This is a genomic window from Microbacterium sp. NPDC012755 (genome assembly GCF_042901325.1).
Lineage (GTDB): Bacteria > Actinomycetota > Actinomycetes > Actinomycetales > Microbacteriaceae > Microbacterium > Microbacterium natoriense.
In genome coordinates, this window is the sequence record NZ_JBIBCT010000001.1 from 3,374,923 (window position 1) to 3,397,207 (window position 22,285).

24 protein-coding genes and 1 tRNA gene are annotated in these 22,285 nt (G+C 68.4%); 9 read left to right on the plus strand and 16 right to left on the minus strand.

The window, feature by feature from the left end:
- Positions 1-9 precede the first annotated feature (9 nt).
- Entirely contained in the window at positions 10-270 is a 261-nt protein-coding gene (gene rpsT / locus ACFY5A_RS15800) for a 30S ribosomal protein S20 (protein ID WP_105674528.1), read from the plus strand.
- Positions 271-350: 80 nt separating this feature from the next.
- On the opposite strand, the gene ACFY5A_RS15805 is transcribed toward rpsT, so the two are convergent.
- From ACFY5A_RS15805 to ACFY5A_RS15830, 6 genes are all read right to left on the minus strand, one after another.
- Complete coding sequence (locus tag ACFY5A_RS15805; protein ID WP_341941974.1) at positions 351-1,043, minus strand: histidine phosphatase family protein; 693 nt, start codon at positions 1,041-1,043, stop codon at positions 351-353.
- The gene (gene holA / locus ACFY5A_RS15810; protein ID WP_223586305.1) at positions 1,040-2,083 is read right to left on the minus strand and encodes a DNA polymerase III subunit delta; all 1,044 of its coding nucleotides are present in this window, start codon (positions 2,081-2,083) and stop codon (positions 1,040-1,042) included. Before holA ends, ACFY5A_RS15805 begins: the two co-directional genes overlap by 4 nt.
- A 9-nt stretch (positions 2,084-2,092) precedes the next feature.
- On the minus strand, positions 2,093-4,405 hold the full coding sequence (locus tag ACFY5A_RS15815) for a ComEC/Rec2 family competence protein (RefSeq protein ID WP_387235383.1): 2,313 nt from the start codon (positions 4,403-4,405) through the stop codon (positions 2,093-2,095).
- Positions 4,402-4,989 (minus strand): helix-hairpin-helix domain-containing protein, encoded by a 588-nt coding sequence (locus ACFY5A_RS15820; protein WP_387235385.1) that lies wholly within the window; start codon positions 4,987-4,989, stop codon positions 4,402-4,404. Before ACFY5A_RS15820 ends, ACFY5A_RS15815 begins: the two co-directional genes overlap by 4 nt.
- Positions 4,990-5,082: 93 nt before the next feature.
- A complete protein-coding gene (gene leuS / locus ACFY5A_RS15825; protein WP_341941969.1) occupies positions 5,083-7,659 on the minus strand; it encodes a leucine--tRNA ligase in 2,577 nt (858 codons plus the stop codon).
- 35 nt (positions 7,660-7,694) lie between these two features.
- On the minus strand, positions 7,695-8,990 hold the full coding sequence (locus ACFY5A_RS15830) for an anthranilate synthase component I family protein (RefSeq protein ID WP_387235388.1): 1,296 nt from the start codon (positions 8,988-8,990) through the stop codon (positions 7,695-7,697).
- Between the two features lie 41 nt (positions 8,991-9,031).
- Here ACFY5A_RS15830 and ACFY5A_RS15835 point away from each other — a divergent pair, with 41 nt between their 5' ends.
- Genes ACFY5A_RS15835 through ACFY5A_RS15845 form a run of 3 tightly spaced genes read left to right on the plus strand, consistent with a single transcriptional unit; the run spans position 9,032 to position 11,586 of the window.
- Positions 9,032-9,703, plus strand: coding sequence for a DedA family protein (locus ACFY5A_RS15835; RefSeq protein WP_387235391.1), 672 nt, complete (start codon positions 9,032-9,034; stop codon positions 9,701-9,703).
- 4 nt (positions 9,704-9,707) lie between these two features.
- On the plus strand, positions 9,708-10,733 hold the full coding sequence (locus ACFY5A_RS15840; protein ID WP_105674515.1) for an App1 family protein: 1,026 nt from the start codon (positions 9,708-9,710) through the stop codon (positions 10,731-10,733).
- Position 10,734: 1 nt separating this feature from the next.
- Entirely contained in the window at positions 10,735-11,586 is an 852-nt protein-coding gene (locus tag ACFY5A_RS15845) for a 3-methyladenine DNA glycosylase (protein WP_387235394.1), read from the plus strand.
- Here ACFY5A_RS15845 and ACFY5A_RS15850 read toward each other — a convergent pair.
- From ACFY5A_RS15850 to ACFY5A_RS15875, 6 genes are all read right to left on the minus strand, one after another.
- A complete protein-coding gene (locus tag ACFY5A_RS15850; RefSeq protein ID WP_341941964.1) occupies positions 11,564-12,583 on the minus strand; it encodes a glycoside hydrolase family 3 N-terminal domain-containing protein in 1,020 nt (339 codons plus the stop codon). The genes ACFY5A_RS15845 and ACFY5A_RS15850 overlap by 23 nt on opposite strands.
- 182 nt (positions 12,584-12,765) lie before the next feature.
- On the minus strand, positions 12,766-13,422 hold the full coding sequence (locus tag ACFY5A_RS15855) for an SDR family oxidoreductase (protein ID WP_387235398.1): 657 nt from the start codon (positions 13,420-13,422) through the stop codon (positions 12,766-12,768).
- 28 nt (positions 13,423-13,450) lie between these two features.
- Positions 13,451-13,978 carry a hypothetical protein gene (locus ACFY5A_RS15860; RefSeq protein WP_387235401.1) on the minus strand — a complete coding sequence of 176 codons (528 nt, stop codon included), beginning with the start codon at positions 13,976-13,978 and terminating at the stop codon, positions 13,451-13,453.
- The gene (locus tag ACFY5A_RS15865; RefSeq protein WP_341941961.1) at positions 13,975-14,766 is read right to left on the minus strand and encodes a hypothetical protein; all 792 of its coding nucleotides are present in this window, start codon (positions 14,764-14,766) and stop codon (positions 13,975-13,977) included. Before ACFY5A_RS15865 ends, ACFY5A_RS15860 begins: the two co-directional genes overlap by 4 nt.
- Positions 14,767-14,812: 46 nt before the next feature.
- On the minus strand, positions 14,813-15,886 hold the full coding sequence (locus ACFY5A_RS15870; protein ID WP_387235972.1) for an FAD-dependent oxidoreductase: 1,074 nt from the start codon (positions 15,884-15,886) through the stop codon (positions 14,813-14,815).
- 34 nt (positions 15,887-15,920) lie between these two features.
- Positions 15,921-16,361: a GNAT family N-acetyltransferase gene (locus ACFY5A_RS15875; RefSeq protein WP_387235404.1), complete on the minus strand. Its 441-nt coding sequence runs from the start codon at positions 16,359-16,361 to the stop codon at positions 15,921-15,923.
- Positions 16,362-16,468: 107 nt separating this feature from the next.
- Here ACFY5A_RS15875 and ACFY5A_RS15880 point away from each other — a divergent pair.
- From ACFY5A_RS15880 to ACFY5A_RS15900, 5 genes are all read left to right on the plus strand, one after another.
- Positions 16,469-16,541 (plus strand) — tRNA-Ala (locus ACFY5A_RS15880).
- A gap of 186 nt (positions 16,542-16,727) precedes the next feature.
- Positions 16,728-16,976, plus strand: coding sequence for a helix-turn-helix domain-containing protein (locus ACFY5A_RS15885; protein WP_387235407.1), 249 nt, complete (start codon positions 16,728-16,730; stop codon positions 16,974-16,976).
- Between the two features lie 15 nt (positions 16,977-16,991).
- Positions 16,992-17,483 (plus strand): hypothetical protein, encoded by a 492-nt coding sequence (locus ACFY5A_RS15890; protein ID WP_387235410.1) that lies wholly within the window; start codon positions 16,992-16,994, stop codon positions 17,481-17,483.
- A gap of 356 nt (positions 17,484-17,839) precedes the next feature.
- A complete protein-coding gene (locus ACFY5A_RS15895; protein WP_387235413.1) occupies positions 17,840-19,150 on the plus strand; it encodes a hypothetical protein in 1,311 nt (436 codons plus the stop codon).
- A 3-nt stretch (positions 19,151-19,153) separates the two neighbouring features.
- Positions 19,154-19,372, plus strand: a complete 219-nt coding sequence (locus ACFY5A_RS15900; RefSeq protein ID WP_387235416.1) for a hypothetical protein — start codon at positions 19,154-19,156, stop codon at positions 19,370-19,372.
- Positions 19,373-19,809: 437 nt separating this feature from the next.
- On the opposite strand, the gene ACFY5A_RS15905 is transcribed toward ACFY5A_RS15900, so the two are convergent.
- The 4 genes from ACFY5A_RS15905 to ACFY5A_RS15920 all read right to left on the minus strand — a co-directional run bounded on the left by ACFY5A_RS15905 (position 19,810) and on the right by ACFY5A_RS15920 (position 22,053).
- A complete protein-coding gene (locus ACFY5A_RS15905) occupies positions 19,810-20,262 on the minus strand; it encodes a helix-turn-helix domain-containing protein (protein WP_387235419.1) in 453 nt (150 codons plus the stop codon).
- Between the two features lie 14 nt (positions 20,263-20,276).
- A complete protein-coding gene (locus tag ACFY5A_RS15910) occupies positions 20,277-21,059 on the minus strand; it encodes a hypothetical protein (RefSeq protein ID WP_387235422.1) in 783 nt (260 codons plus the stop codon).
- A 70-nt stretch (positions 21,060-21,129) separates the two neighbouring features.
- Positions 21,130-21,768: a DUF3349 domain-containing protein gene (locus ACFY5A_RS15915; RefSeq protein WP_387235425.1), complete on the minus strand. Its 639-nt coding sequence runs from the start codon at positions 21,766-21,768 to the stop codon at positions 21,130-21,132.
- Positions 21,769-21,771: 3 nt separating this feature from the next.
- Positions 21,772-22,053 carry a hypothetical protein gene (locus ACFY5A_RS15920; protein WP_387235428.1) on the minus strand — a complete coding sequence of 94 codons (282 nt, stop codon included), beginning with the start codon at positions 22,051-22,053 and terminating at the stop codon, positions 21,772-21,774.
- Positions 22,054-22,285 lie beyond the last annotated feature (232 nt).

Below are 22,285 nucleotides of genomic sequence, written 5' to 3' on the forward strand. Positions count from 1 at the left end.
CGTCCACACGTGGCAAACATCAAGTCGCAGATCAAGCGCAACAAGACCAACGAGAAGGCTCACGAGCGCAACAAGGCCGTGAAGAGCGAACTGAAGACGCACGTCCGCGCCACCCGCGCCGCCGTCGCCAGCGGCGACAAGGCTGCTGCCGAGGCCGCGCTGAAGACCGCCTCCCGCAAGCTCGACAAGGCCGTCAGCAAGGGTGTCATCCACCAGAACCAGGCTGCGAACCGCAAGTCGGCCATCGCCAAGCAGGTTGCCGCTCTCTGAGCCCCGCTTCTGAAGAAGGCCCGTCTCTTTCGAGACGGGCCTTCTTCGTGCGAGGGGAGGTGCTTCGTGTGACGGGGATGTCACGGAGCGGTGGCGATCGGCTCCCCCGGCTCTCCGACCGGCGCGGCCGGAACGTCCTGTGCGAGGGCGTCTTCGAGATCGAGTCCGCCCAACGGCTCCTGCTGCCACCGGATGAGCCTCCACCCTGCATCGGGATCGCCGTCCAGCATGCACATGCCCGTGTTGTAGAGGCGCCAGTGCACGGCGTCCTCGAGATCGACACCGCCCACCCGCGCAGCCGCCCAGACGCGGATCGCCGCACCGTGACTGACCACGACCGCTGCACCGTCGACGTTCTCCCGTGCCACTCGCGCGATGGCCGCGTCGTAACGGTCGAAGAACTGCGTACCGCTCTCTCCGCCCTCGATCGCGAACTCCGGGTCCCCGGTCAGCCAGCGCCGCGCCGCGCCGACGTAGGCCTGCACGGCCTCCCGATCGCTGCGCATCTCCCACCGGCCCGCGCTGATCTCCTCGAGCCCCTCGACCACCTCTGGGGTGAGCCCGCGGGCAGCCGCGAGCGGTGCAGCCGTGAGCCCGGTGCGGGTCAGCGGAGAGATGTAGACGGCATCGATCGCCTCGTCTGCGAGAGCCGCCGGGATCGCCGCAGCCTGCAGCGCTCCCAGAGACGTGAGACCGGGCCCGGGGCGGCCGGTGTCGAGAGCGCCGATGACGTTGCTCGGCGTCTGTCCATGGCGGATGAGGATGAGTCTCATGCGTCTTCTCCGAACGGCTGGCGGGTCGCGATGACGGTGACCATGCGTTCCAGCGCGAAGATCGGGTCGCGCGCGGCGCCCTTCACCTCGGCATCCGCTCGCGCGGTCGCCTGGATGGCCATGCCGAGCGACCGCTCGTTCCACCCCGCGAGATCGCGACGCGCCCTGTCGACCTGCCAGTCCTTCATGCCGAGCCGCTGGGCGAGCTGACGGCTGGGCTCGCGGTTGCCTGCCACACGAGCCATGGTGCGCAGCTTCATCGCGAAGGCGGCGACCATCGGAACAGGGTCGGCGCCGGAGGCCAGGGCATGACGCAGCGAGACCAGCGCCTCTCCGTATCGTCCGGAGATGGCGGTGTCGGCGACCACGAAGGCCGAGACCTCCACGCGCCCGCCGTAGTACTTGGTGACGACGTCTTCGGTGACGTCGCCCTCGACGTCACCGATCAGCTGCTGGCACGCCGCCGCGAGCTCGGTCAGATCGTCGGAGAAGGCGGAGACCAGCGCACGCAGCGCCGGCGGGGCGATGCGCTTCTTCGCGGCTTTGAACTCCCCCGCCGCGAAGTCGGCTCTGTCGCCGTCGCGCTTGATCGCGGGGCAGGCGATCTCGATGCCGTCGCCCGTGCCGGCGCGGAGGGCGTCGAGGAGCTTCTTGCCCCGCACGCTCGCGCCGGTGTGTCGGAGGATGACCGTGGCGCCCTCCTGCGGGTGGTCGAGATACGACACGGCCTCCTGCAGGAACGCATCCGAGCACTTCTCCACCCCTGACACCCGCACCAGCCGAGGCTCGCCGAACAGCGAGGGCGAGGTGAGGGAGAGCAGCGTGCCGGGGGCATAGTCGTCGGCACGGACATCGCTGACCTCGAGCGCGGGATCTTCCGCCCGCAGGTAGTCGCGCACACCGGCGATCGCGCGCTCGGCGCAGACCTCCTCCGGACCGAAGACCAGCACGACCGGGGCCGGTTGCGGCTCGCGCCACGGCACCTGACGGATCTTGGTGGGCTTGGCGCCCCCACGGGCCGGAGTACGCGAAGCTGCCATGTTTCCAGCCTACCCGGGGCCGCCGACGCTCCTCTCGGTCCAGACCTCGACGGCGCCGTCCTTCATGCCGATCAGGATGCGGCCCCGCTGATCGGTGCGCAGGACGTGCGCCCCGACGGCCTGCAGGATCGCGAGGATCTCCGCTCTCGGGTGCCCGTAGTCGTTCCCCTCCCCGACGCTGATCACGGCGACGGCGGGCCTCAGCGCCTCGTACAGCCCGGCGTCCTGATCGGCGCTTCCGTGATGCGCGACCTTCACGACGGTCATGTCCGAGCCGAGATGCGCCGTGCGCTGCAGCATCCGCTGCGACTCCGCCGAGAGATCGCCGAGGAACAGCGATCGCGGCACGCCACCGCCTCCGAACTCGACGACGACGCTGGCGTCGTTGCCGGCGGGGAAGGCCGACGAAGCCCGCTGCGGCCAGAGCACGCGCCACGATGCGTCGCCGAGCATTCCCTCGAGGCCGGACGCCGCGTCGACGAGATGGGCGCCTCCTGCGGCCAGGCGCTGGAGCAGGCGGACGTCGTCAGGCGCATCGGACGGTCCGTGCAGTACCCGGTCCACCCGGCCCTGCACGACATCGACGCCTCCGACATGGTCGAGATCGAAGTGCGTGAGCACGAGCAGGTCGACGCGCTCGACGCCGAGAGAGCGCAGGCAATCCCCGAGCAGGTCGGGATCGGGGCCCGTGTCGATCAGCGCCGTCCTACCCGCCGATCGGACGACGAGAGCATCGCCCTGTCCGATGTCGCACGCGGCGATCGCCCACCCGTCGGGGCTCGTCGCCGTCGCGAGCGGTCCGCGGAGCAGAACCTGTGCTCCGCCCAGCGCGACGGCGACGACGATCACGACGGCCGCCGTGGCTCGTGCCCAGCGCACCGGCCGTATGAGCGCAACCCTCTCCTTCGGCCGGACCAGCAGCAGGGCCGCTGCCGCGCTGAGGACGGCGACGAGCAGGGCGCTGCCGATGCCGGGCACGAGCGGCACCTGGGCGAGAGGCAGTTCGGCGCTCACTTCGGCTGTGGCGGCGATCCACGCGGCGGGAAGCCAGGCCGACGCCGCGAGCACGTCGGCCAGGAACGGCAGCGGCGCGGCGAGACAGGCGAGCAGCCCGACCACGGTGGCGATGGGAGCCGCGGGTTCGGCGATCATGTTCGCCACGACGCCGACGAGCGACTGCTGCTCTGCGAACAGGGCGATGATCGGGGCGCAGACGAGCTGCGCCGAGAGCGGCACGCCGATGGCCAGAGCGAGGGGCTGCGGCATCCATCGCGCCATTCCTCTCGCGAGCGGGGGCGCGAGCAGGATGAGAGCGCCGGAGGCCGCCACCGACAGCGCGAACCCCGGTGTCGCCGCGAGCCAGGGATCGACGATCAGGATCGCGCTCGCGCAGAGAGCGAGGAGCCCCGCCCCCGCGCTTGGCCGCCCCAGCAGCACCGACAGCATGGCCGCGCCCGCCATGACGGCCGCTCTGACGACGCTCGGCTCGGGTGTGACGAGCACGACGAAACCGGCCAGCGCGATCGCCGCGAGGACCACGCGCAGCCTCCGCCCTCCCCCGCACAGCGCCACCAGCCAGAACGCGGCACCGACCACGATCGCGCAGTTGGCTCCCGACACCGCGGTGAGGTGGCTCAGCCCGCTGATCCGCATGTCGTCGTTCAGCTCGGCGCCGACCGCCCTCGTGTCCCCCACGGCCAGGCCGGGCAGCAGCCCTGCTCCGGGCTCCGGCAGCCGCGTCGACCTCGCGATGAACTCGTGCCTGGCGCCCGCAGCGACCGCGAAGATCCCCACGGCCGGACGTTCGATCGCGGCGGAGCTCGAGAACACCACGAGCGCTCCGCGCTCCCCCGGGTCGGTCGATGCGGCCTCTCCCCGTATGCGGACGGCGGCGCCCAGGTCATATCCCTCCCCGGCATCGAGACCGAGCCGCACCGGCGTTGACGCAGGTCGCACGTCGCCCGGTGACCCGATGCCCGTGAGTTCGGCATCCACCCACAGCCGCCCGTCGCGACCCACCGACGCGGAGGACGTGATCTCGCAGGTCGCCTCGACGAACCTGCTGTCCCATGCATCGGCGGCGTCCCTGGCTGGAAGAGCGACGCACACCGCCAGCGACGCGGCCGCCGCTGCGGAGAAGACGACGGCCGACAGACCCGATCCGCTCGCCGAGGAGCGCTCCGATCCGAACACCACCGCGATGACAGCCGCGAGCACACTTCCTCCGGCGACCCAGGGTGCGGCCTCCGGTGCGAACACGCCGAGGAGAGCCGCTCCCCACGTCGCCCCCGCCACCGGCAGCAGCCGCAGGTCGCGCCTCACACCCGGACTCCGTCGCGGATGCCGGCGAGCAGCTTCTCTCCGATCCCCGGGACCGCCAGCAGGTCGTCGACCGAGCCGAATCGCCCGTTCTCCTCCCTCCAGGAGATGATGCGCTCGGCCAGCGCGGGGCCGATTCGCGGCAGCGTCTCCAGCGCGGTCTGGTCGGCCGTGTTCAGATCGATGCGGTCATCGGTCGGGGCCGCAGGGGCTCCGGCCTCGACGCCCGCTCCGGTCGAGGGCACGATGATCTGCTCCCCGTCTGCGAGCACCCTGGCGAGGTTGACGGCGGCGAGGTCGGCCTGGTCGGTCGTTCCCCCGGCGGCCGCCACGGCATCGACCACTCGAGAATCCAGATCCAGCACGTACAGTCCAGGGCTCTGCACCGCCCCCAGCACGTGAACGTAGAGGTCGCCGGACGGCGCCGCGGATGCATCGGCGACCGGAACGAACTCCGTCGGCGCGGCCTGACCCCGCATGATCCCGAGGCCCACCGCGGCCGACAGCACGACGAGACCGAGCACGACGGCGGCGCCGATGCTCAGTCGGAGCGTGCGTGGTGCGGAGGACGACGTCGGTTGCGGCATCCGACCACGCTAGGGGCGTGGACGGATGCTCAGGAGCCGTGAGACCGGGGCCGGTGGACAAGCCGCCGACCCCGGCGGACTGTGGACGAGCTCTCAGCCCTTGACGACGATGCTGACGATCTTCGGGGCTCGCACGACGACCTTCACGATCTCCCTGTCGCCGATCGATCGGATCACGCGCTCGTCGGCGCGGGCCAGGGCCTCGAGCTCGGCCTCGCCGATACGGGCGGGCACCTCGAGCTGGGCGCGCACCTTGCCGCCCACCTGGACCACGGCCGTGACCGTGTCCTCGACGAGCAGCGCCGAGTCCGCCGAGCGCCAGGTCACCAGACCGACGGAGGGCTCATGACCGAGGATCTCCCACATCTCCTCCGCGGTGTGCGGGGCGATGAGGTCGAGCATCACGGCGATGGTCTCGGCGGCCTCGCGCACGGCGGGGTCGGCGGCGCCCGCGGCGCCGTCGATCGTCTTGCGGGTGACGTTCACCAGCTCCATCAGCCGGGCGACCAGCACGTTGAACTTCGTCTGCTCGACGAGGGCCGGCGCCTCGGACAGCAGCTTGTGCGTGGCACGGCGCAGCGCGGCGTCCCCGCCGTCGAACACGACGTCCACGGGGCTCGAGACCTCGCCGGCGATGCGCATGGCGCGCGCCAGGAACTTCTGCGCGCCCGTCGTCGAGACGTCCGCCCAGTCCTTGTCGTCCTCCACGGGGCCGGCGAAGGCCAGGCCGACGCGCAGCGCGTCGGCGCCGTGCGCGTCGAGCTCCTCCTGGAAGAGGACCAGGTTGCCCTTGCTCTTCGACATCTTGGTGCCGTTGAGGATGACCATGCCCTGGTTGATCAGGTTCGAGAACGGCTCGGTGAAGTCGATGAGCCCCATGTCGAAGAGGACCTTCGTGATGAACCGCGCGTACAGCAGGTGCAGGATGGCGTGCTCGACACCGCCGATGTAGGAGTCCACCGGCGCCCAGCGGGATGCCTGCTTGGGGTCGAACGCCACGGTGTCGCTGTTCGGAGACAGGAAGCGCAGGAAGTACCACGAGCTGTCGACGAAGGTGTCCATCGTGTCGGGATCGCGCAGCACGGGGTCGCCGGACTCCGGGTCGACCGTGCGCACCCACCCCTCGGCGGCGCCCAGCGGCGACGCGCCCTTCGGCGACAGGTCGAGACCCTCGACGCTGGGCAGCTTCACGGGGAGCTGGTCCTCGGGGACCGGGATGATGCGGCCGTCGTCGGCGTGCAGCATCGGGATCGGCGTGCCCCAGAAGCGCTGGCGGGAGATCAGCCAGTCGCGCAGACGGTAGTTCTTCGCGGCGCGGCCGGTTCCTGATGCCTCGAGCTGCTCGATCGCGCGGGCGATCGCGTTGCGCTTGGACAGTCCGTTCAGCTCGCCGGAGTTGATCATGCGGCCCTCGCCGGTCAGCGCCGTGCCGGTGACGGACGGGTGCTGGTCGTCGAGCGAGGGCATCGTGTCGATCGGCACGCCGTCCTCATCGACCTCGATGACGGGCATCGCGCCGGTGATGGGAGCGGTGGTGTCGACGACGACCTTGATCGGCAGGCCGAACTCGCGGGCGAAGTCGAGGTCACGCTGGTCGTGCGCAGGCACGGCCATGACGGCGCCGTGGCCGTAGTCGGCCAGCACGTAGTCGGCGGCCCAGATCGGCAGCTTCTCGCCGTTGACCGGGTTGATCGCGTAGCGCTCCAGGAACACGCCGGTCTTCGGGCGGTCGGTCGCCTGACGATCGATGTCGGTGGTCTTCTGCACCTCGGTCAGGTAGCCCTGGAAGCGCTCGCGCACCTCGTCGGGCGCCTCGGCGGCCAGCTCGGCGGCCAGGTCGCCGTCGGGGGCGACGACGAAGAACGTCGCGCCGTGCAGCGTGTCGGGGCGCGTGGAGAACACCGTGACCGGCTCGTCACGACCCTCGATGCGGAAGTCGACGTCGGCGCCGACGGAGCGGCCGATCCAGTTGCGCTGCATCTGCAGCACCTTCGACGGCCAGAAGCCCTCCAGCTGGTTCAGGTCGTCCAGCAGGCGGTCGGCGTAGTCGGTGATGCGGAAGTACCACTGCGTGAGCTTCTTCTTGACGACCTCGGCGCCGCAGCGCTCGCAGCGTCCGTCGACGACCTGCTCGTTCGCGAGCACCGTCTGGTCGTTGGGGCACCAGTTCACTGGGCTCTTCTTGCGGTACGCCAGACCCCGCTCGTACAGCTTCAGGAACAGCCACTGGTTCCAGCGGTAGTACTCGGGGTCCGAGGTGTGCAGCACACGGCTCCAGTCGAACGAGACGCCGTAGGCCTGGAAGCCCGTCTTCTGCTGGGCGATGTTCTGGTAGGTCCACTCCTTGGGGTCGGCGCCCCTGCGGATGGCCGCGTTCTCGGCGGGCAGGCCGAAGGAGTCCCACCCGATCGGGTTCAGGACGTTGTGTCCGCGGTGACGCCAGAAACGCGCCACGATGTCGGAGTACAGGTAGTTCTCCGCGTGCCCCATGTGCAGGTCGCCGGAGGGGTAGGGGAACATCGCCAGCACGTACCGGCGGGGGCGCGTGTCGTCGTCGCCGCCGGTGAGGAACGTCTCGTTGTCGGCCCAGTACTTCTGCCACTTGGCCTGGATGGCGTGCGCCGAGGAGACCTCGTCGTCGGCGGGAACGGTGGAGAAGTTCTCAGTCAAAACGAACGCACAACCAATCTGAACAAAAAGCGGGATCAGTTCAGGATATCGGAACCCCAGAGCGCGGGCGTTTCCGCGCCGAGGGCCGCCAGCGGGGCTCGCGCCTTGGTCGCCACCTCCGCCACCTCGGATGCCGCGACAGAGCGCCAGGTGATCCCGCCGCCCGCGCCGACCACCGCCTGCTCGTCATCGATCAGGATGCTGCGGATGACCATCGCGAGGTCGACGTCGCCGTTCACGCCGACGTAGCCGAAGCACCCCGCGTAGACGCCGCGGGGTCCGCCTTCGAGGTCGTGCAGCCGGGTCATGGCGGAGAGCTTGGGAGCACCGGTCATGCTGCCGGCGGGGAACGTCGCGGCCATCAGGTCGCCGACCGTGGTGCCCGCGGCCGCGGTTCCGCTCACCGTGCTGACGAGCTGGTGCACCTCCGGATAGCTCTCCACGACCCACAGTCCGTCGACGCGGATCGACCCCGGCTCGCACACGCGGGAGAGGTCGTTGCGCATGAGGTCGACGATCATGACGTTCTCGGCGCGCTCCTTGGGGTCTGCCTGCAGCTCCGCGGCGAGCGCGGCATCCGCCGCCGGATCGGCGCTGCGCGGGCGGGTGCCCTTGATCGGCCTGGTGCGGATGACTCCGCCGCTCGCGTGGAGGAACTGCTCGGGACTGGCGCTCAGCAGGGCACGCCCGCCGATCCGCAGGAACCCGCCGTGGTGGGCGGGCGTCGCGGCACGCAGCCGCAGGTAGGAGCCGACCTCGTCCTGCCGTCCCCTGACGGTGAAGCGCGTGGTGAGGCACAGCTGATACGCGATGCCGGCCCTGATGAGCTCTCGGCACTGCTCGATGAGGTCCGCGTACTCGCCAGGGGTGTGCCGGGCCTCGGCCGTGCGCGGCACCGTCGTGACAGGGGGAACGGGCGGCGGCGTCCTGCGCTCCGACACGAACGCCGACCACTCGTCGAGGTCCTCATCGTCGGCGAGCGCCCAGACCCGCCCCGTGGCGTGCTCGAAGGCTGCGGCCCTGGTCACCCGCAGCCACGCGTCGCCCTCGGCGTCCGCCGTCGGGGCCCCCGCCGTGCGCGCACCGGACTCGTAGTCGCACCATCCGACCCACCCGCCCTGGAAGGGGATGCCGGAGGCCGCCGCACCGTCCACCCGCACGGCGTCGGGCAGTGATGAGACCCCACCCGTTCCGACGAAGCTCCAGCCCTCCTGCGCCGCAGCGCCGGCGTCGAGCCAGAAGACATCGGGGCACACGGCTTCGAGCGCGAGGAAGAGGGCCGCCGGATCCGCGTCGCCGGGCAGCGCTCGGGCGGTCAGTCGTTCGGGCACCTTTCCAGCCTAGATCCCGGTGCCTCCCGTACTCTCATGACATGGATGGGTTCCTGCTCTGGCTTCTCGACACCGTGCAGTCGATCGATCCGGTCGCACGCACCCTGATCGCGGGGCTGGCGGTCATGCTCGAGACGAGCATCCTCATCGGGCTCATCTTCCCCGGAGACACCGTGGTGATCATCGCGTCGATGGGCGTCTCCAGCCCTACCGAAGCCGTCGCCATGGTGATCGCCGTCGTGGTGGGCGCGCTGATCGGCGAGAGCATCGGCTTCGTGCTGGGCCGCTGGCTCGGTCCGCACATCCGCACGTCCTGGGTCGGCAGGAAGGTCGGCGAGCACAACTGGGTCAGGGCGGAGACCTATCTCGCCCGCCGTGGAGGCATCGCGATCTTCCTCTCCCGCTTCCTTCCCGTGCTGCACTCGCTGGTGCCGCTCACCGTGGGGATGAGCGGCTACTCCTATCGGCGCTTCCTCGCGTGGACCGCACCGGCCTGCCTGCTGTGGGCAACGGCCTATGTGAGTGTGACCTCCCTCGCCGCGGGGAGCTTCCGCGAGATGGTCGACCGCGTGCACTTCGCGGGGTACATCTTCGTCGGCGTCATCGCGCTGTTCCTCGTACTCATCGTCGTGGGCAAGAAGGTGCTGACCCGTCTCGAGGCGCGTCACCTCGACACCACGGAAGCGGACGCGGGCGCCGACGTGAAAGACTGAGGCAATGGCCTCTGCACCCCCGGCCCCCAGGATCCACTGGTTCGCCCGTCTCGAGCACCGCTTCCACGTGTGGCGAGAGGGCCGAGCGCGCCGTCGGGGACGCACCGCCACGATCGTCCCGTTCCCCGGCTACGGGGGTCCCGGCTGGGTTCGTGTGGTCGGGCGGGTGCTCATCGTCCCGCCGCAGCGCCGCACACGGGACGGCGAACCGGCGAGCGTCCGCGGCTGGCGCAGCTTCGTCAGCATCCCCGTGAGCTTCGCGAAGGTCACGGTGCGGATCGGAGACGCGACCCATGACGTGGTGGCCGACCGCGGCGGCGTGATCGACGCCGTCATCGACGCCGACCTCCCCGCCGGCTGGCAGACATTCACCGTCTCCGTCGAGGGGCAGCCTCCCGTCGACGCCACCGCGTTCATCGTCGGGGAGGAGACCCGCTTCGGCGTCGTGTCCGACGTGGACGACACCGTCATGGTCACCGCGCTCCCCCGCCCGTTCATCGCCGCGTGGAACTCCTTCGTCGTCGACGAGCACGCCCGCCTCCCCGTACCGGGCATGGCGGTGCTGCTCGACCAGCTGCTGCGCCAGCATCCCGGTGCCCCCATGGTCTATCTCTCCACCGGCGCCTGGAACGTCGCTCCGACGCTCACCCGCTTCCTCGGGCGTCATCTGTTCCCGACGGGCTCGATGCTGCTCACCGACTGGGGTCCGACGCACGACCGGTGGTTCCGCAGCGGGCGCGAGCACAAGCTCACCAACCTGCGCCGTCTGGCCTCCGAGTTCCCCCACGTACAGTGGCTGCTCATCGGCGACGACGGGCAGCACGACGAGTCCATCTACTCCGAGTTCATGGACGAGCACCCCGACTCCGTCGCCGGCGTCGCGATCCGTCGGCTCCTCCCCGCCGAGGCGGTCCTCGCCGGAGGACGCACCGGCAAGGAGGAGCACTCCGAGCACGTCGCGCCCTGGGTGAGCGCTGAGGACGGCGCCGGTCTGCGCGATCTGCTCGGCGAAGCCGGCATCCTGCACTGACATGTCCCTCACCCGGTCCGAGTGGACGGAGCGCGAACAGGCGCACCAGCGGAGAGCGGACGCCCTCACCGCGGCGCACCGCGATCGTGCGTCCCGTCGCGAGAAGCACCCGGTGTGGGACTTCCTCTTCACGTACTACGCCTACAAGCCCGCGCAGCTGCGTCGCTGGCACCCCGGGGCCGGCGTCGTCATCGACGACGCCCCCGAGCGCATCGGCTGGCGGTGGTACACCCCCGCGGGATCGGGCCTGACGCCGGACGCGTCCGCATTCGCGGCCGACAAGCCGGAGCTCGCGGCCCTCATCGAGCGGATGCTGCGGCGCACTGCATCACGACCCGGCCAGTTCGGCTGCTTCGGGCTGCACGAGTGGGCCATGGTGTACCGGCAGGAGGAGCACAGGCACCCCGTGCCGCTGCGACTCGGACAGGCGGGAACGGATGCCGTCGTCGAGAACCACCATCTGCGCTGCACGCACTTCGACGCGTTCCGGTTCTTCACCCCCGAGGCCGTACCGCGGAACCGCCGATCGCTCACCCGCGAGGATCAGCCGCTCTTCGAGCAGCCGGGGTGCCTGCACGCGGGCATGGACCTGTACAAGTGGGCCATGAAGCTCGGGCCTCTCGTCCCCGGAGAGCTGCTGCTCGACGCGTTCGAGCTCGCCCGCGACATCCGGCTCCTCGACATGGAGGCCGCCCCGTACGATCTGTCGGCGTGGGATGTCGTGCCCGTGCCCATCGAGACCGCCGAGGGCAAGGCCGAGTACGTGCGACGCCAGCGCGGATTCGCCGAGCGCGGCGCTGCGCTGCGCTCGGCCCTGCTCGACGCCTGGCTCAGCTCACCGGTTCGCACGTAGGGCACAGCGTCCAGTCGGCCGACGTCGCCGACAGTCGCAGGCGCAGGGCCAGCACGCGCGTCGCGGCGTCGGCGAGGCGCTCTGCGGAGAGCGCGCCGCTCTCGACGGCGGCGACGATGCCCGCGACCATCTGCCCCGCGGTCTCGGGTGTGGAGCCCGCGACCATCAGCACGAGGTCGTTGCCCGCCGCGAGGGCCGCCACAGCGTTGGCGACGGGATCACGGTACTCGGGGATGCCGGAGGACTGCAGCATCCCGAGATCGTCGGTCACGATCACCCCGCGGAAACCCAGCTCGTCACGGGCGATCTCATGCCAGCGCGCCGAGAGGGAAGCCGGCGCGGCGTCGACTGCGGTGTAGGCCAGGTGCCCGAACATGAGCAGGGACGCCCCCGCGTTGACGCCGGCGATGAAGGGCAGGGCGTCGGATGCGCGCCACTGCTCGAGGCTCTCGTCGGTCGTGGGGATGGCGTGATGCGAGTCACCGGGAGCCGCCCCATGCCCCGGGAAGTGCTTCAGGGTCGACGCGACGAACGACTCCTGGGCGGTCGTCGCCGCGGCGACCCTCTCCGCGGCGCCCTGGGGATCCGTGCCGAGCGCGCGCCCGTAGATGAACGACGAGGGGTCGGCGGTCACGTCGGCGATCGTGCCGAAGTCCACGTCGATACCCGACTGGGCGACGAGAGCGCCTCGGGCGGAGAACGCGGCGGAGGTCGCCTCCACGGGGAGGCCCTTCAGCGTCCGGGACGACGCGTAGCCGTCGGCCGGCAGACGGGAGACCAGACCTCCCTCCTGGTCCACGGCGATGAGCGGCGGCCGCGACGGATCGACGACGAGAGCAGCCGTCAGCGTCTCCAGCTCGGCGGAGGTCGCGGGGATGTTCGCACCCATCAGGATGAACCCGCCGAGGCCCTGCGACATGTAGGCGGTCAGCGCGGCGGCATCCGTCGAGGGGATGTGCCCCATGACGACGCTCGCCGCCTGCTCGGCGGTGGTCATGCCCGCGACCGTCCGAGCGGCATCCGCGTCGGGACCATCCTCTGACGGCACAGACACAGCGGAGGGCGGAGCCGTCGTCGCGGGTAGAGGCGAAGAGGCGGCGGCACCGAGCACCGGAGTGCACAGCCCCGTGAGCACGATCGCCGCCGCGACCGAGAGCCACCGGGCGCGCCGCACGCGCATCAGCTCGACAGCGCCTCGACGATCGGCGCCGAGGCCTCGGGGGTGCCGTTGCCGAAGCGGATCGTGCGGCCGATCGTCGACATGTCGGAGAGGGCCTCGGCGATCACCGTGGCGACGTCGGCCCGAGACACCGCCCCTCGGCCATCAGGATCGATCCGGATCCGCCCTGTGGGTTCGTCGAACGTCAGCGTGCCAGGGGCGAGGATCGTGCCCTCCAGCTCGGTGCCGCGGAGGTGCTCGTCTGCCGCCCACTTCGCGTCGGCGTAGGGGAAGAAGTCCGCTCCCTCGGGGACGCCGTGATCGGCGGTCGACCCGAGCCAGGACACCATGACGTATCGGCGCACCCCGGCGATGGCCGCGGCATCCATCGTGCGGATGGCCGCGTCGCGGTCGACGGCGTAGGTGCGCTGCGGATCGCCCCCGCCGGCGCCGGCCGACCAGACGACGGCGTCGTGCCCGCGGATGAGTTCTGCCAGGGCTGCCGTGTCGAGGCTCTCGACGTCGGCGACGAGGGCGTGCGCTCCCCCGGCTTCGACCTCTGCGACATGGTCGGGATTCCGGATGACGGAGGTCACCTCGTCGCCGCGGGCGACGAGGAGTGGTGCGAGCAGGAGCGCGATACGGCCGTGGCCGCCGAAGACGATGACGCGAGGCATGCTCTCACCCTACGCTCGTGTTCCGACGTCAGCGCTGCCCTCTCGCGCTGTCGATCACGAACGCCTGAGGATGGCCGGGCAGGTATCGCACGGTGACCGGTTCCCCGGAGGGGAGGTAGACGTCGCGGTCGGGGTACACGGCGGGCGTGAAGAAGTTGCTCTCCAGCGTGTACTCGACCCCATTGGATGCCGTGAAGGTCACCCAGTCGCCGTCTCTCGTCGCCTGCGCGGTCTCGCCGTGCTCGTAGATGTAGGCCCGGGTCACCGGCACTCCGGTGAGGCTCAGGATGCCGATCACGAGGTTCGCGAGCATCAGGAAGGCGAGGATGCGGAACGCGATCCTCGTGACGCGACCCCAGGTGCGACCACGGGGAGGGCGCTGATCGTGCAGCAGCCCTTCGCGCTCCCTGACCCGGCGCAGCGCGCTCACCGGGCTCGCACCGCTCACCGACATGGCGAAGAGGCCGAGGATCGAGAACCCCGCGATGAACACCATCGCGTAGCCGTGGGATGCCGGGAAGTTCACCAGCCAGATCAGCGTGTCCAGCACGTTCATCGCCCCGCCTCCTTCTCGACGGTGACCGCCACGGTCTGCGGATCCTCCCGGCGGTAGAACGCCCACAGGGGCGCGCCGACCTGGAAGTGCGACAGCGCCTCGGGGTAGACGAACGCGGTGGTGTCGGCCTCCCAGGTCGCCGCGCCCTCCGGAGCCATCAGCACCGTGAGCGCGAGCTCGCTCTGCCCTTCGAGGCGTCGGCCGGTGGGCCGCATCGCCAGGACGGATGCCGGGACCTGCGTTCCGGTCGTCCGCGCCCGCACAAGACGCGGGTCGAGGAGCCCGCGCTCGATACGCCACGTCAGCATCGCCTCGCGCACGACGGGATCGGTCATGTCCGCCAGTTCAACGGTGTCCTGGTCGGTGAGGCTGTAGCGGACCGGGATAGGCTGGCCCACCTGCAGGCTCCCGGCGTCGGTCGCGTCGACGAGCATCCGCAGCTGGCTGACGAACTCCCCACCGGAGCCCGGCGCCACGCGGATGAAGATGTCGTACTGCGGCACGTCGTTCACCGTGAGACCGGTGCGGGTCACCTCGACGATGCGGCCGACGCCGATCTGCGAGTGGCCGCGCACCCGCTTGCGGCGCCCGAGACCCGACATCGTTCCCCCGAACGTGAGGATCAGGCCCCAGGCGACCCCGATGAGGATCGGCCCTCCCAGCGTGTCCTCTCCCGAGAAGGGCAGGATCGACTCGCGCTGGTTCACCCCGAACAGCCCTTCACCCGTCCACACGACGAGCCAGGCCGACAGCAGCAGCCAGATGATCAGGAACGCGATGCGCAGCATCGCCCCAGAATATCGGCGCGAGCCCACAAGTACAGGGACCCGTGGGTCAGCGCACGGTGGTGCTCTCGGCCGGCTTCGCCATGAGCACTCGCTGGACGCCCTTCGCGGCGGAACGCCCTGCGCGATTCGCGCCGATGGTGCTCGCAGAGGGGCCGTAGCCGACCAGTTGCACGCGGGGGTCCGCCACGGACGTCGTGCCGCGACCGCCGCGGTCCAGTTGGATGCCGCCCGCCGCAGAGCGCAGGTGCAGTGGTGCGAGGTGGCCGATCGCAGGCCGGAATCCCGTCGCCCAGAGGATGACGTCGACGCGCTCGAAGGATCCGTCTGCCCAGCGAACGCCGTCCGGCTCGATGCGCTCGAACATCGGGCGTCGAGCCGCATAGGCGCCGAGCCTCTCGGCCTCGCGCTCCTGGGGTCGCAGCATGAGGCCGGTGACGCTCACGACGCTCTCGGGCGGGAGTCCGCGGGCCACACGCTGCTCCACCAGGGCGACAGCGGCGGCGCCGGCCTCCGGCGTGAAGTCGTCGGTACGCCAGACGGGCTCACGACGGGTCGCCCACAGGGTGTCGGTGAGCGGGGCGAGCGCGCCGAGGAACTGCACCGCCGACGCTCCCCCGCCGACGACCAGCACGCGCCTGCCGACAAAATGCGCGGGACCGGGGTAGTCGACGGTGTGCAGCTGCTCACCGAGGAAGGTCTCCATGCCCGGGTAGTGGGGCAGGAACGGGTGGGTCCACGTGCCGGTCGCGTTCACCAGCGTGCGGGTCCGCCACTCGCGATCACCAGCTCTGACCAGGAGGACGCCGCCCTCATCGTGCACGCGGTCCACTCGGACCGGTCGCACGACGGGCAGTGCGTGCGCCCGCTCGTACGCCGCGAAGTACGCGGGCACCGCCTGGTTTGCTCGCTGATCGTCGCGCGGCGGCGGCGTGTCTCCGGGGAGCTCGGCCACCCCGTGCACATCGCGCATCGTCAGGGCGTCCCAGCGGTGCCTCCACGCTCCGCCCGGCTCATCGTCGGCGTCGAGCACGACGTGACGGATGCCGAGGCGCGTCAGATGGTATGACGTCGACAGGCCGGCCTGGCCGGCGCCGATCACGAGACTGTCGAGGATGCTCACGCCGGGGTCAACATCCACAGCATCCGCGTTGTTCCTAGAGGTCGATCTCGTAGTGGGTGTAGCCGGTGTGCGTCGCGACGCTGTCGTAGAGGCGTCGAGCGGTGGTGTTACCCTCCTGCGTGAGCCAGTACACCTTGGACGAGCCGTGCGCCCGCGCCCAGTCCTGCACGTGCGAGATGAGAGCGCGCCCCGTTCCGCCGCCGCGGACGTCGGGAGCCACGAAGAGGTCTTCGAGGTAGCAGTAGCCCGCGGGGCTCCACGTCGCCGCGTGGGTGAGCCAGTGCACCAGGCCGATCGCGCGACCCTCGTCGTCGCGTGCGAGCGCCCCGTGCAGCTCCTGATCCGCGGTGATCCGACGGAACGTGGCGCGCGAGATATCCCCCGCCACATCGGACTCGTAGAACGTCAGGTATCCATTCCACAGCGCGAACCACTCGTCGAAGTCGGCCGGGGTGATCGCGTGGATGCTCGTCATGCGCCCAGCCTAGAACGACGCGCCCGGGATCGAGCGCCGGATTGGTGCTGATGCCGACACCTGTAGTACGCTTTTCGAGTTGCCCCGGAAGGTTCGGGGAAGCAGATGGGCCTGTGGCGCAGCTGGTAGCGCACCTGCATGGCATGCAGGGGGTCAGGGGTTCGAGTCCCCTCAGGTCCACGAAAAACCCCTGGTCGCCCAGGGGTTTTCGTGTTTCTTTGGTAGAGATTTTCGCCTCTGCTCCCCATTTACTCCCCACAATCAACATGTTCCGACCACAGCCAGTGGCAAGCAACGGGGAGTATCCGGAGAGACTCGAAGTCCGGATCTGCACACTTTTACGACGGCGCCGCGCATGTGGTGATCATGAGCGACACGCACATCGACACCGAAGAGCACCTGTCCGGCCGGAACCTGGACGGCCTCCCTGATCTGTTGACGATCAAGGAGTTGTCCGTCTGGGCGCAGATTCCGGTCAGCACGCTGTATCAGTGGAACTTCAAGGACTACGGCCCCAGGCCGAGCAAGTTCGGCAAGCACCTCAGGTACCCGCGTGAGGAGGTCCGCCGCTGGATGGACAGCCTGGACCGCCGCAACTGGCCGCCGGCCGCGTAGCAGTCAGAACACACCATGGCACGACCTCAACTGACCCCAGGTTCCTGGGGTGACATCATCATCCGACAAACCAACGACGGCACCTTCGTCGGACGCGTCTACTACCGCACGCTCGAGGGCACGCGGCGCGAAGCAACTGCCTCGGCCCGTACGAAGATCGCCGTCGACCGGAAACTCAAACAGCGGCTTCCTGAGCTGATCGCTGCGACGACTGCTTCCCCGGTGCCGCCGTCAGCCACCTTCTCCGAGGTCGTCGCAAAGTGGCTCGAGTACGAAGAGCTCAAGCTCCCCGATCACCAGAAGGCGCGGGGCACACACGCCGAGCACGTGAGGATGCTCAAGCGACATCTTCTCCCCGCGTTCGGTGATGCCCAGGTCACCGAAATTGTGCCGTCCCGAGTATTCGACTACTACACGGAGATGGCAAGGGCACACGCTCCACTCGCACGAAATGTCAAAGGCCTCCTGAACAGATCCTCGATCACGCCATCAACTTGGGCTACATGACAGGACCAAACCCTGCAACGACCGTCGCACCTCTTCGACGCGCCAAGAAGCTGATCTTCGCTCCCGAATCGGTCGATTCGGGGCCCTCAGAACGAGGTTAAGTAGTATCGTGCAGCTTTTGAGAACGGGGTCACGTGCCCCGCTTTGCCGCGAAAATACGCGGGAGTTGAATGGGGGGCAAAGATGTGTGTCCGAATGTCGTTGGGAGCTGGACCTTGCAAAAGGACTCAACTGTCCGGGGAGCTGCTTCTTGTCTTCCAAGCCGATCATGTGCTATATCTCCAGGGCTTCGGGGCTCTTACCCCACCACCCCTGCGGCACGGTTCTGTGGGCTCCGATGATTTTCGGATCAACTGATGGGCCGGCTGCGGATGTGGGTCGACCGGGTGAGCGGCCGCGAGTCACGGGCCCTTCGTCAAAGGCTGCTTGAGGCGGAGGCGGAAGCCCGCCGGTTGCGCACAGAATGCGACTCCGTGCTGGAGCGATTGGAAGCGCTGACGCCGACGCCAGAGTCGCCCGCCGTTGCTCCCCCAGCCTCTGCGATTTCCAGCACACATAGTGTGGTGCGCGATCTGTTCCGTGATCCTGGCTTTTGGGTCCGGATAGCCGTGAGCGTCACGATCGTCGTCGTGCTTGCGTTCCTCGCAGCCCCGGCATTCCCGACGCTCCCTACGAGTTCCGTGGACTTTGAACCTGCCCCGGATCCAAGCTCGTTTCGAGTGCTCGTGGAAACGCCGTCGGGTGCCCAAGTCCCGCGGCTGGTCGTGTCCAGGGAGGCGCGGTGGAGTTCCCTGAACATGTTCACGGTGCAGTTCGACGACATGGACGAGCGGGCACCGTGGCCCGACGTCGCAGTGGCTTCGCGTGTGCTTCTTGCTGCTCCGTCGTCGTTGACGGATTGGCTGTGCGCTCCGATGGAGACGTGGGACGCCGCAGACAAAACGGTGAAGACCACAATGACGAACTGGGAACTCGCGCAACTGGTCACTACCGGCAACTTGATTAGCTCGACGGATCTTTCACAACTGAACGATGTGTATCTCGAAGGCGCCCCGTCGATGCGTACGGTCGATTGGAACTCATCAGAGGTACGTCGGCCGGTAGGAAGGTCCGAGTACTTGAACAATCAGCCCGGCACGGCCTATCTCGCCGGGGTCACCTGTGTCGAGGTGAAACATCACACGACGCTAGATGTCGACGAGCTGAGCAATGACTGGCAAGGGTGGATGAAGAATCATGCGGCACGTGTTGATCCTTCCCTTGATGAGGGTTCGCTCCGGCGGGTACGCCTGGTAGGTGTGAAGGCGACAACATCCGAGAAGACTGTCTCGCGCCAGGAGCTGTCGTTCACGTTCCCCGTGAGCTGGTCGTTGTCGAACGGGAGTTTGGGATCCCTGTCCCTGGATTCCACCCGGATCAGTGGATGCGCGACCAATGAGATGTGCCCCGCTGCATTCGATGACGCGCCGCACTCTTGGGTGTTCACCGACACCGTTGCCCAAGTCAAGGCGTCCCAGAGTCAGCAGAGTGGAGCGCTGTTCCTGAGCGTGGGCCTCGGCTTCGTGCTCTCCGAGCTCATCGCGTACATCAACTTCATCCGATCGCTACGGCTCCGCCCCGGAGCAGCTGTAGCCGACCCAATGGAGAGAAGTACCGCGCATGTGTGAGCCATGTCAGACAAACACTCGGAGGGCGAGTCCACCAACGGCTGGTACTTGATCGGGTTGGCCAGCGCTGCTGCGTACGGCATCGTGCCGGTGCTGATCGGTTCCGCCTTGATGCGGGCACCGGCGGGTGCAGTGGTGGCCGGGACGGGCATCTTCGCAGGCCTGGCGATGCTTCTGCTCGTCTGGGGCATCGTCATCCTGCGCAGATCTCGCCGGCAGTGAACTGCCGCTCGCATACTGGACCGTTCGATGCCGGCCAAATCGATTGAAGAGAAATGGATCCTTGTTAGCGCTCTGCGCTCCACGCAACACTGCTGACGCTCGGGCTACCCACCGACGACCAGCTGATCACGACTGTCGAAGTGTTGGAACTGCCGATCCCTCGCTGCTGCGCCGTCATCATTCCAACGATGACCTCACCACGTTGCCACTCGCACGACGACTCCCCCATCAGTGGACTCATAACCCAACGATTCGCGGGACTAAGTCGCCCCAATCGAAGTCACCTGGAGCCCTCCCGTCCGCCTTCTTGGGTCACTTGGCAGAACACAACGGCTGACCCGCAAACCATGCGTGGCCCAGGCCCTAGCGGGGTGCTTCCATCGATGTTCACCTGAACACCTCGGCCGGCCCGCCCCTCTGTTAGTGCTGTGCCGGCGTCAGATCATAACGAGGTTGTGTGACAGTGCGGGAGCACGATACTCGTCAGCAATTCGTTCAATGGCCACGAGGACGTCCATCGATGGGGTGACGACGCCTGACAGGTACGAGTTGAGCCGGGTTCGGGATGTACCGATTCGGGATGCGAGCTCCGCCTGCGTCATCCGTGTCGCCTTGAACGCGCCGCGCAGCCGATCCAATGCGATCTCTGCTGGCGTGCGCAACACCAACCGCAATGCCTCATCTATGGCTACGACCGTCGCTCGAGACTCGGCAGCGTCACGCGCCTCATCGAAGATGGAACGCAAGCCGGGGTTCGCGGCGACAGCGTCGACAAGTTTCCGCCAGTCCTTTGCGTACCCGCGATCGATCGCAGCGAGCATGCCTTCGAATCCCCATGCCTCCACGGGATCGTCTGGGGTCGCATCGATGTTGCGGAAACGCAGTGGCATGTAGTGGCCCTTCGTCAGATCACATGCGCGGCGAGTGTGCGGCATTCGGCGACAACATCGTCCCAGTTCCGCCAACGCGGCACGAGCCCCTTGCGCCTCGCGACGTCAGCGATCAGAGAACGGTCCTTCGGCGCGGGCTGTGCCAGTTGCCTGATGAGTTGCGCTTGGACGGGGTGATCGTCGGCGTGAGAAGGGTCTGTGTAGTAGTCGTCGACCTGAGCGAGCATGTCGCCGATAACGTCGGCGCCATATGCGCCGGACAAGGCTGCGACGTCGAGATAGTCTCGCATCTGGTTCCGTTTGACGATCAGGAACGCCTTGATCCGAGCGATCTCTTCCAACGTCGGGACGGTGACTTCGGCTCCGGACCGCAGCCGCACTCGCTGCACTTCCAGGGGCCGTGTGCGGATGAGCTGACGCACGCCCGCCTCGATTCCGCCGAGCTCGCCAAGGATGATCCTGCCGGGTGTGGTGCGGTTGAGGACGAAATCACCATCATGATCCAGCGCATCGAGCACAAAGCCAAATCGGTCACGCAGGTCGGCCAGCACATAATCGTGGTCCGTCGACACCCTCTGCCGCGCGTAGTGCTCGGCTTCCGAACCTCCGACGAGCACGGCGTCGGGCACCAGGTCCTGAAGCCGTGCGGCCGATTCAACCAACTCTTCCAGGCCGCTCGGCAGATCACTTTGCACTGGTGCCAGAGAGCCGTTCGGCGGCGTGTTAGCGCGATGCGTGAACTGGCCGCCGGCGTGCCCGGCACCGTTGCGACCTCGCCCTTTCCGATCACTCACCATGACGCATCACTGTATCAGTTGTGATACTTGGCAGAGGCATCGTTGATGCATGCGAGGAGAAGACGGCCCGCTATAGAAGATTCCAGCCAGACTCAGCAAGACGACGTTCGACACGGCGCAGATCATCGTCGCTCGGGAGTTCACCGAGGAGTCTTGTCATCAGTATCTGGGCGTCGACGCGCGACACGACCCCGTCACGTTCGAGGTCTTGTGCAATGAGTTGATCAGCAACCTCACGGACCTGATCGTCGTTCAATCGCGTCCGAAGAACGGCGAGCACCGGGACGAAGTCCGTTGCAGGGATACCTTCCGGGTAGCCAGCGCGAAGCCATGCGAGGGCGCGTTGCACGGGGCCGTGTGTCGGCGCTGCGGGCTCAGCTGCGGGGTTCTCGGCCGTGTGTGCGGCAGCAAGTTTGCGGGCCCCACCGCTGAGCGGCCAACCGGCGGCGGCGAGTCTTCCGGCGACGGTACGTACGTCGTCATCGTGCGGCGGTTCTGCGGTGACGTGTTCGATAGCTGCACGAATGACACTCACTCGAACCGGGTCTGCGTCGAGGGAGTCGATACGGCGGATGACCTCGTCGAACTCCTCGCTGCTTAGCCTGTCACGTAGCAGGGCGAGTAGCGGGTAGTAGTCCTTCGGCGGGACGCCTTCGGGGTAGCCGGCGCGAAGCCAGCGGAGTACGGAAGAGACGATGCTGTCGGCCATGCTTCAGGCTCCGAAGATGGAGATGCCGAGGTAGTGGTACAGGCTGTTCCGAGTGATCCACAGCACACCCACGAGGACTGCGGCGATCACGATCGCAAACAGCAAGATGCCCGCTGCGGTCAGCCCCGGGCGTCGCGTAACCGAGCCGTCGACGTCGCCTGCTCCGGCCGCGTGCAGGCGAAGTCCCAGTGCGAACAGTGCGGGCAAGCCTGCGCCGAAGAGCGCGCCGACGAGGAGGACGCGGCCAGCTGCGAGAGCGATGTCGCCCCAGATGATGTCCATCATGATTCCGATCTGTGTGCGGTGTGGCTCAGGGTGCCGAGGTCGCGGGCTGGGCGCCGGGAACGACCTTTCCGTCCCACTCGGCGTTGACGTTGGAGGAATCAACCCGCTGGCGGCGGCTGCGGAGGTACATGTTGTATTCGCGCTTGCTCCGATCGAGCGGTGGGTCCCGCCCACCGCTCGGCACGGGTCCAGCACGACCCGCATTCGCCGCCGCCGACACGGACATGGGCCT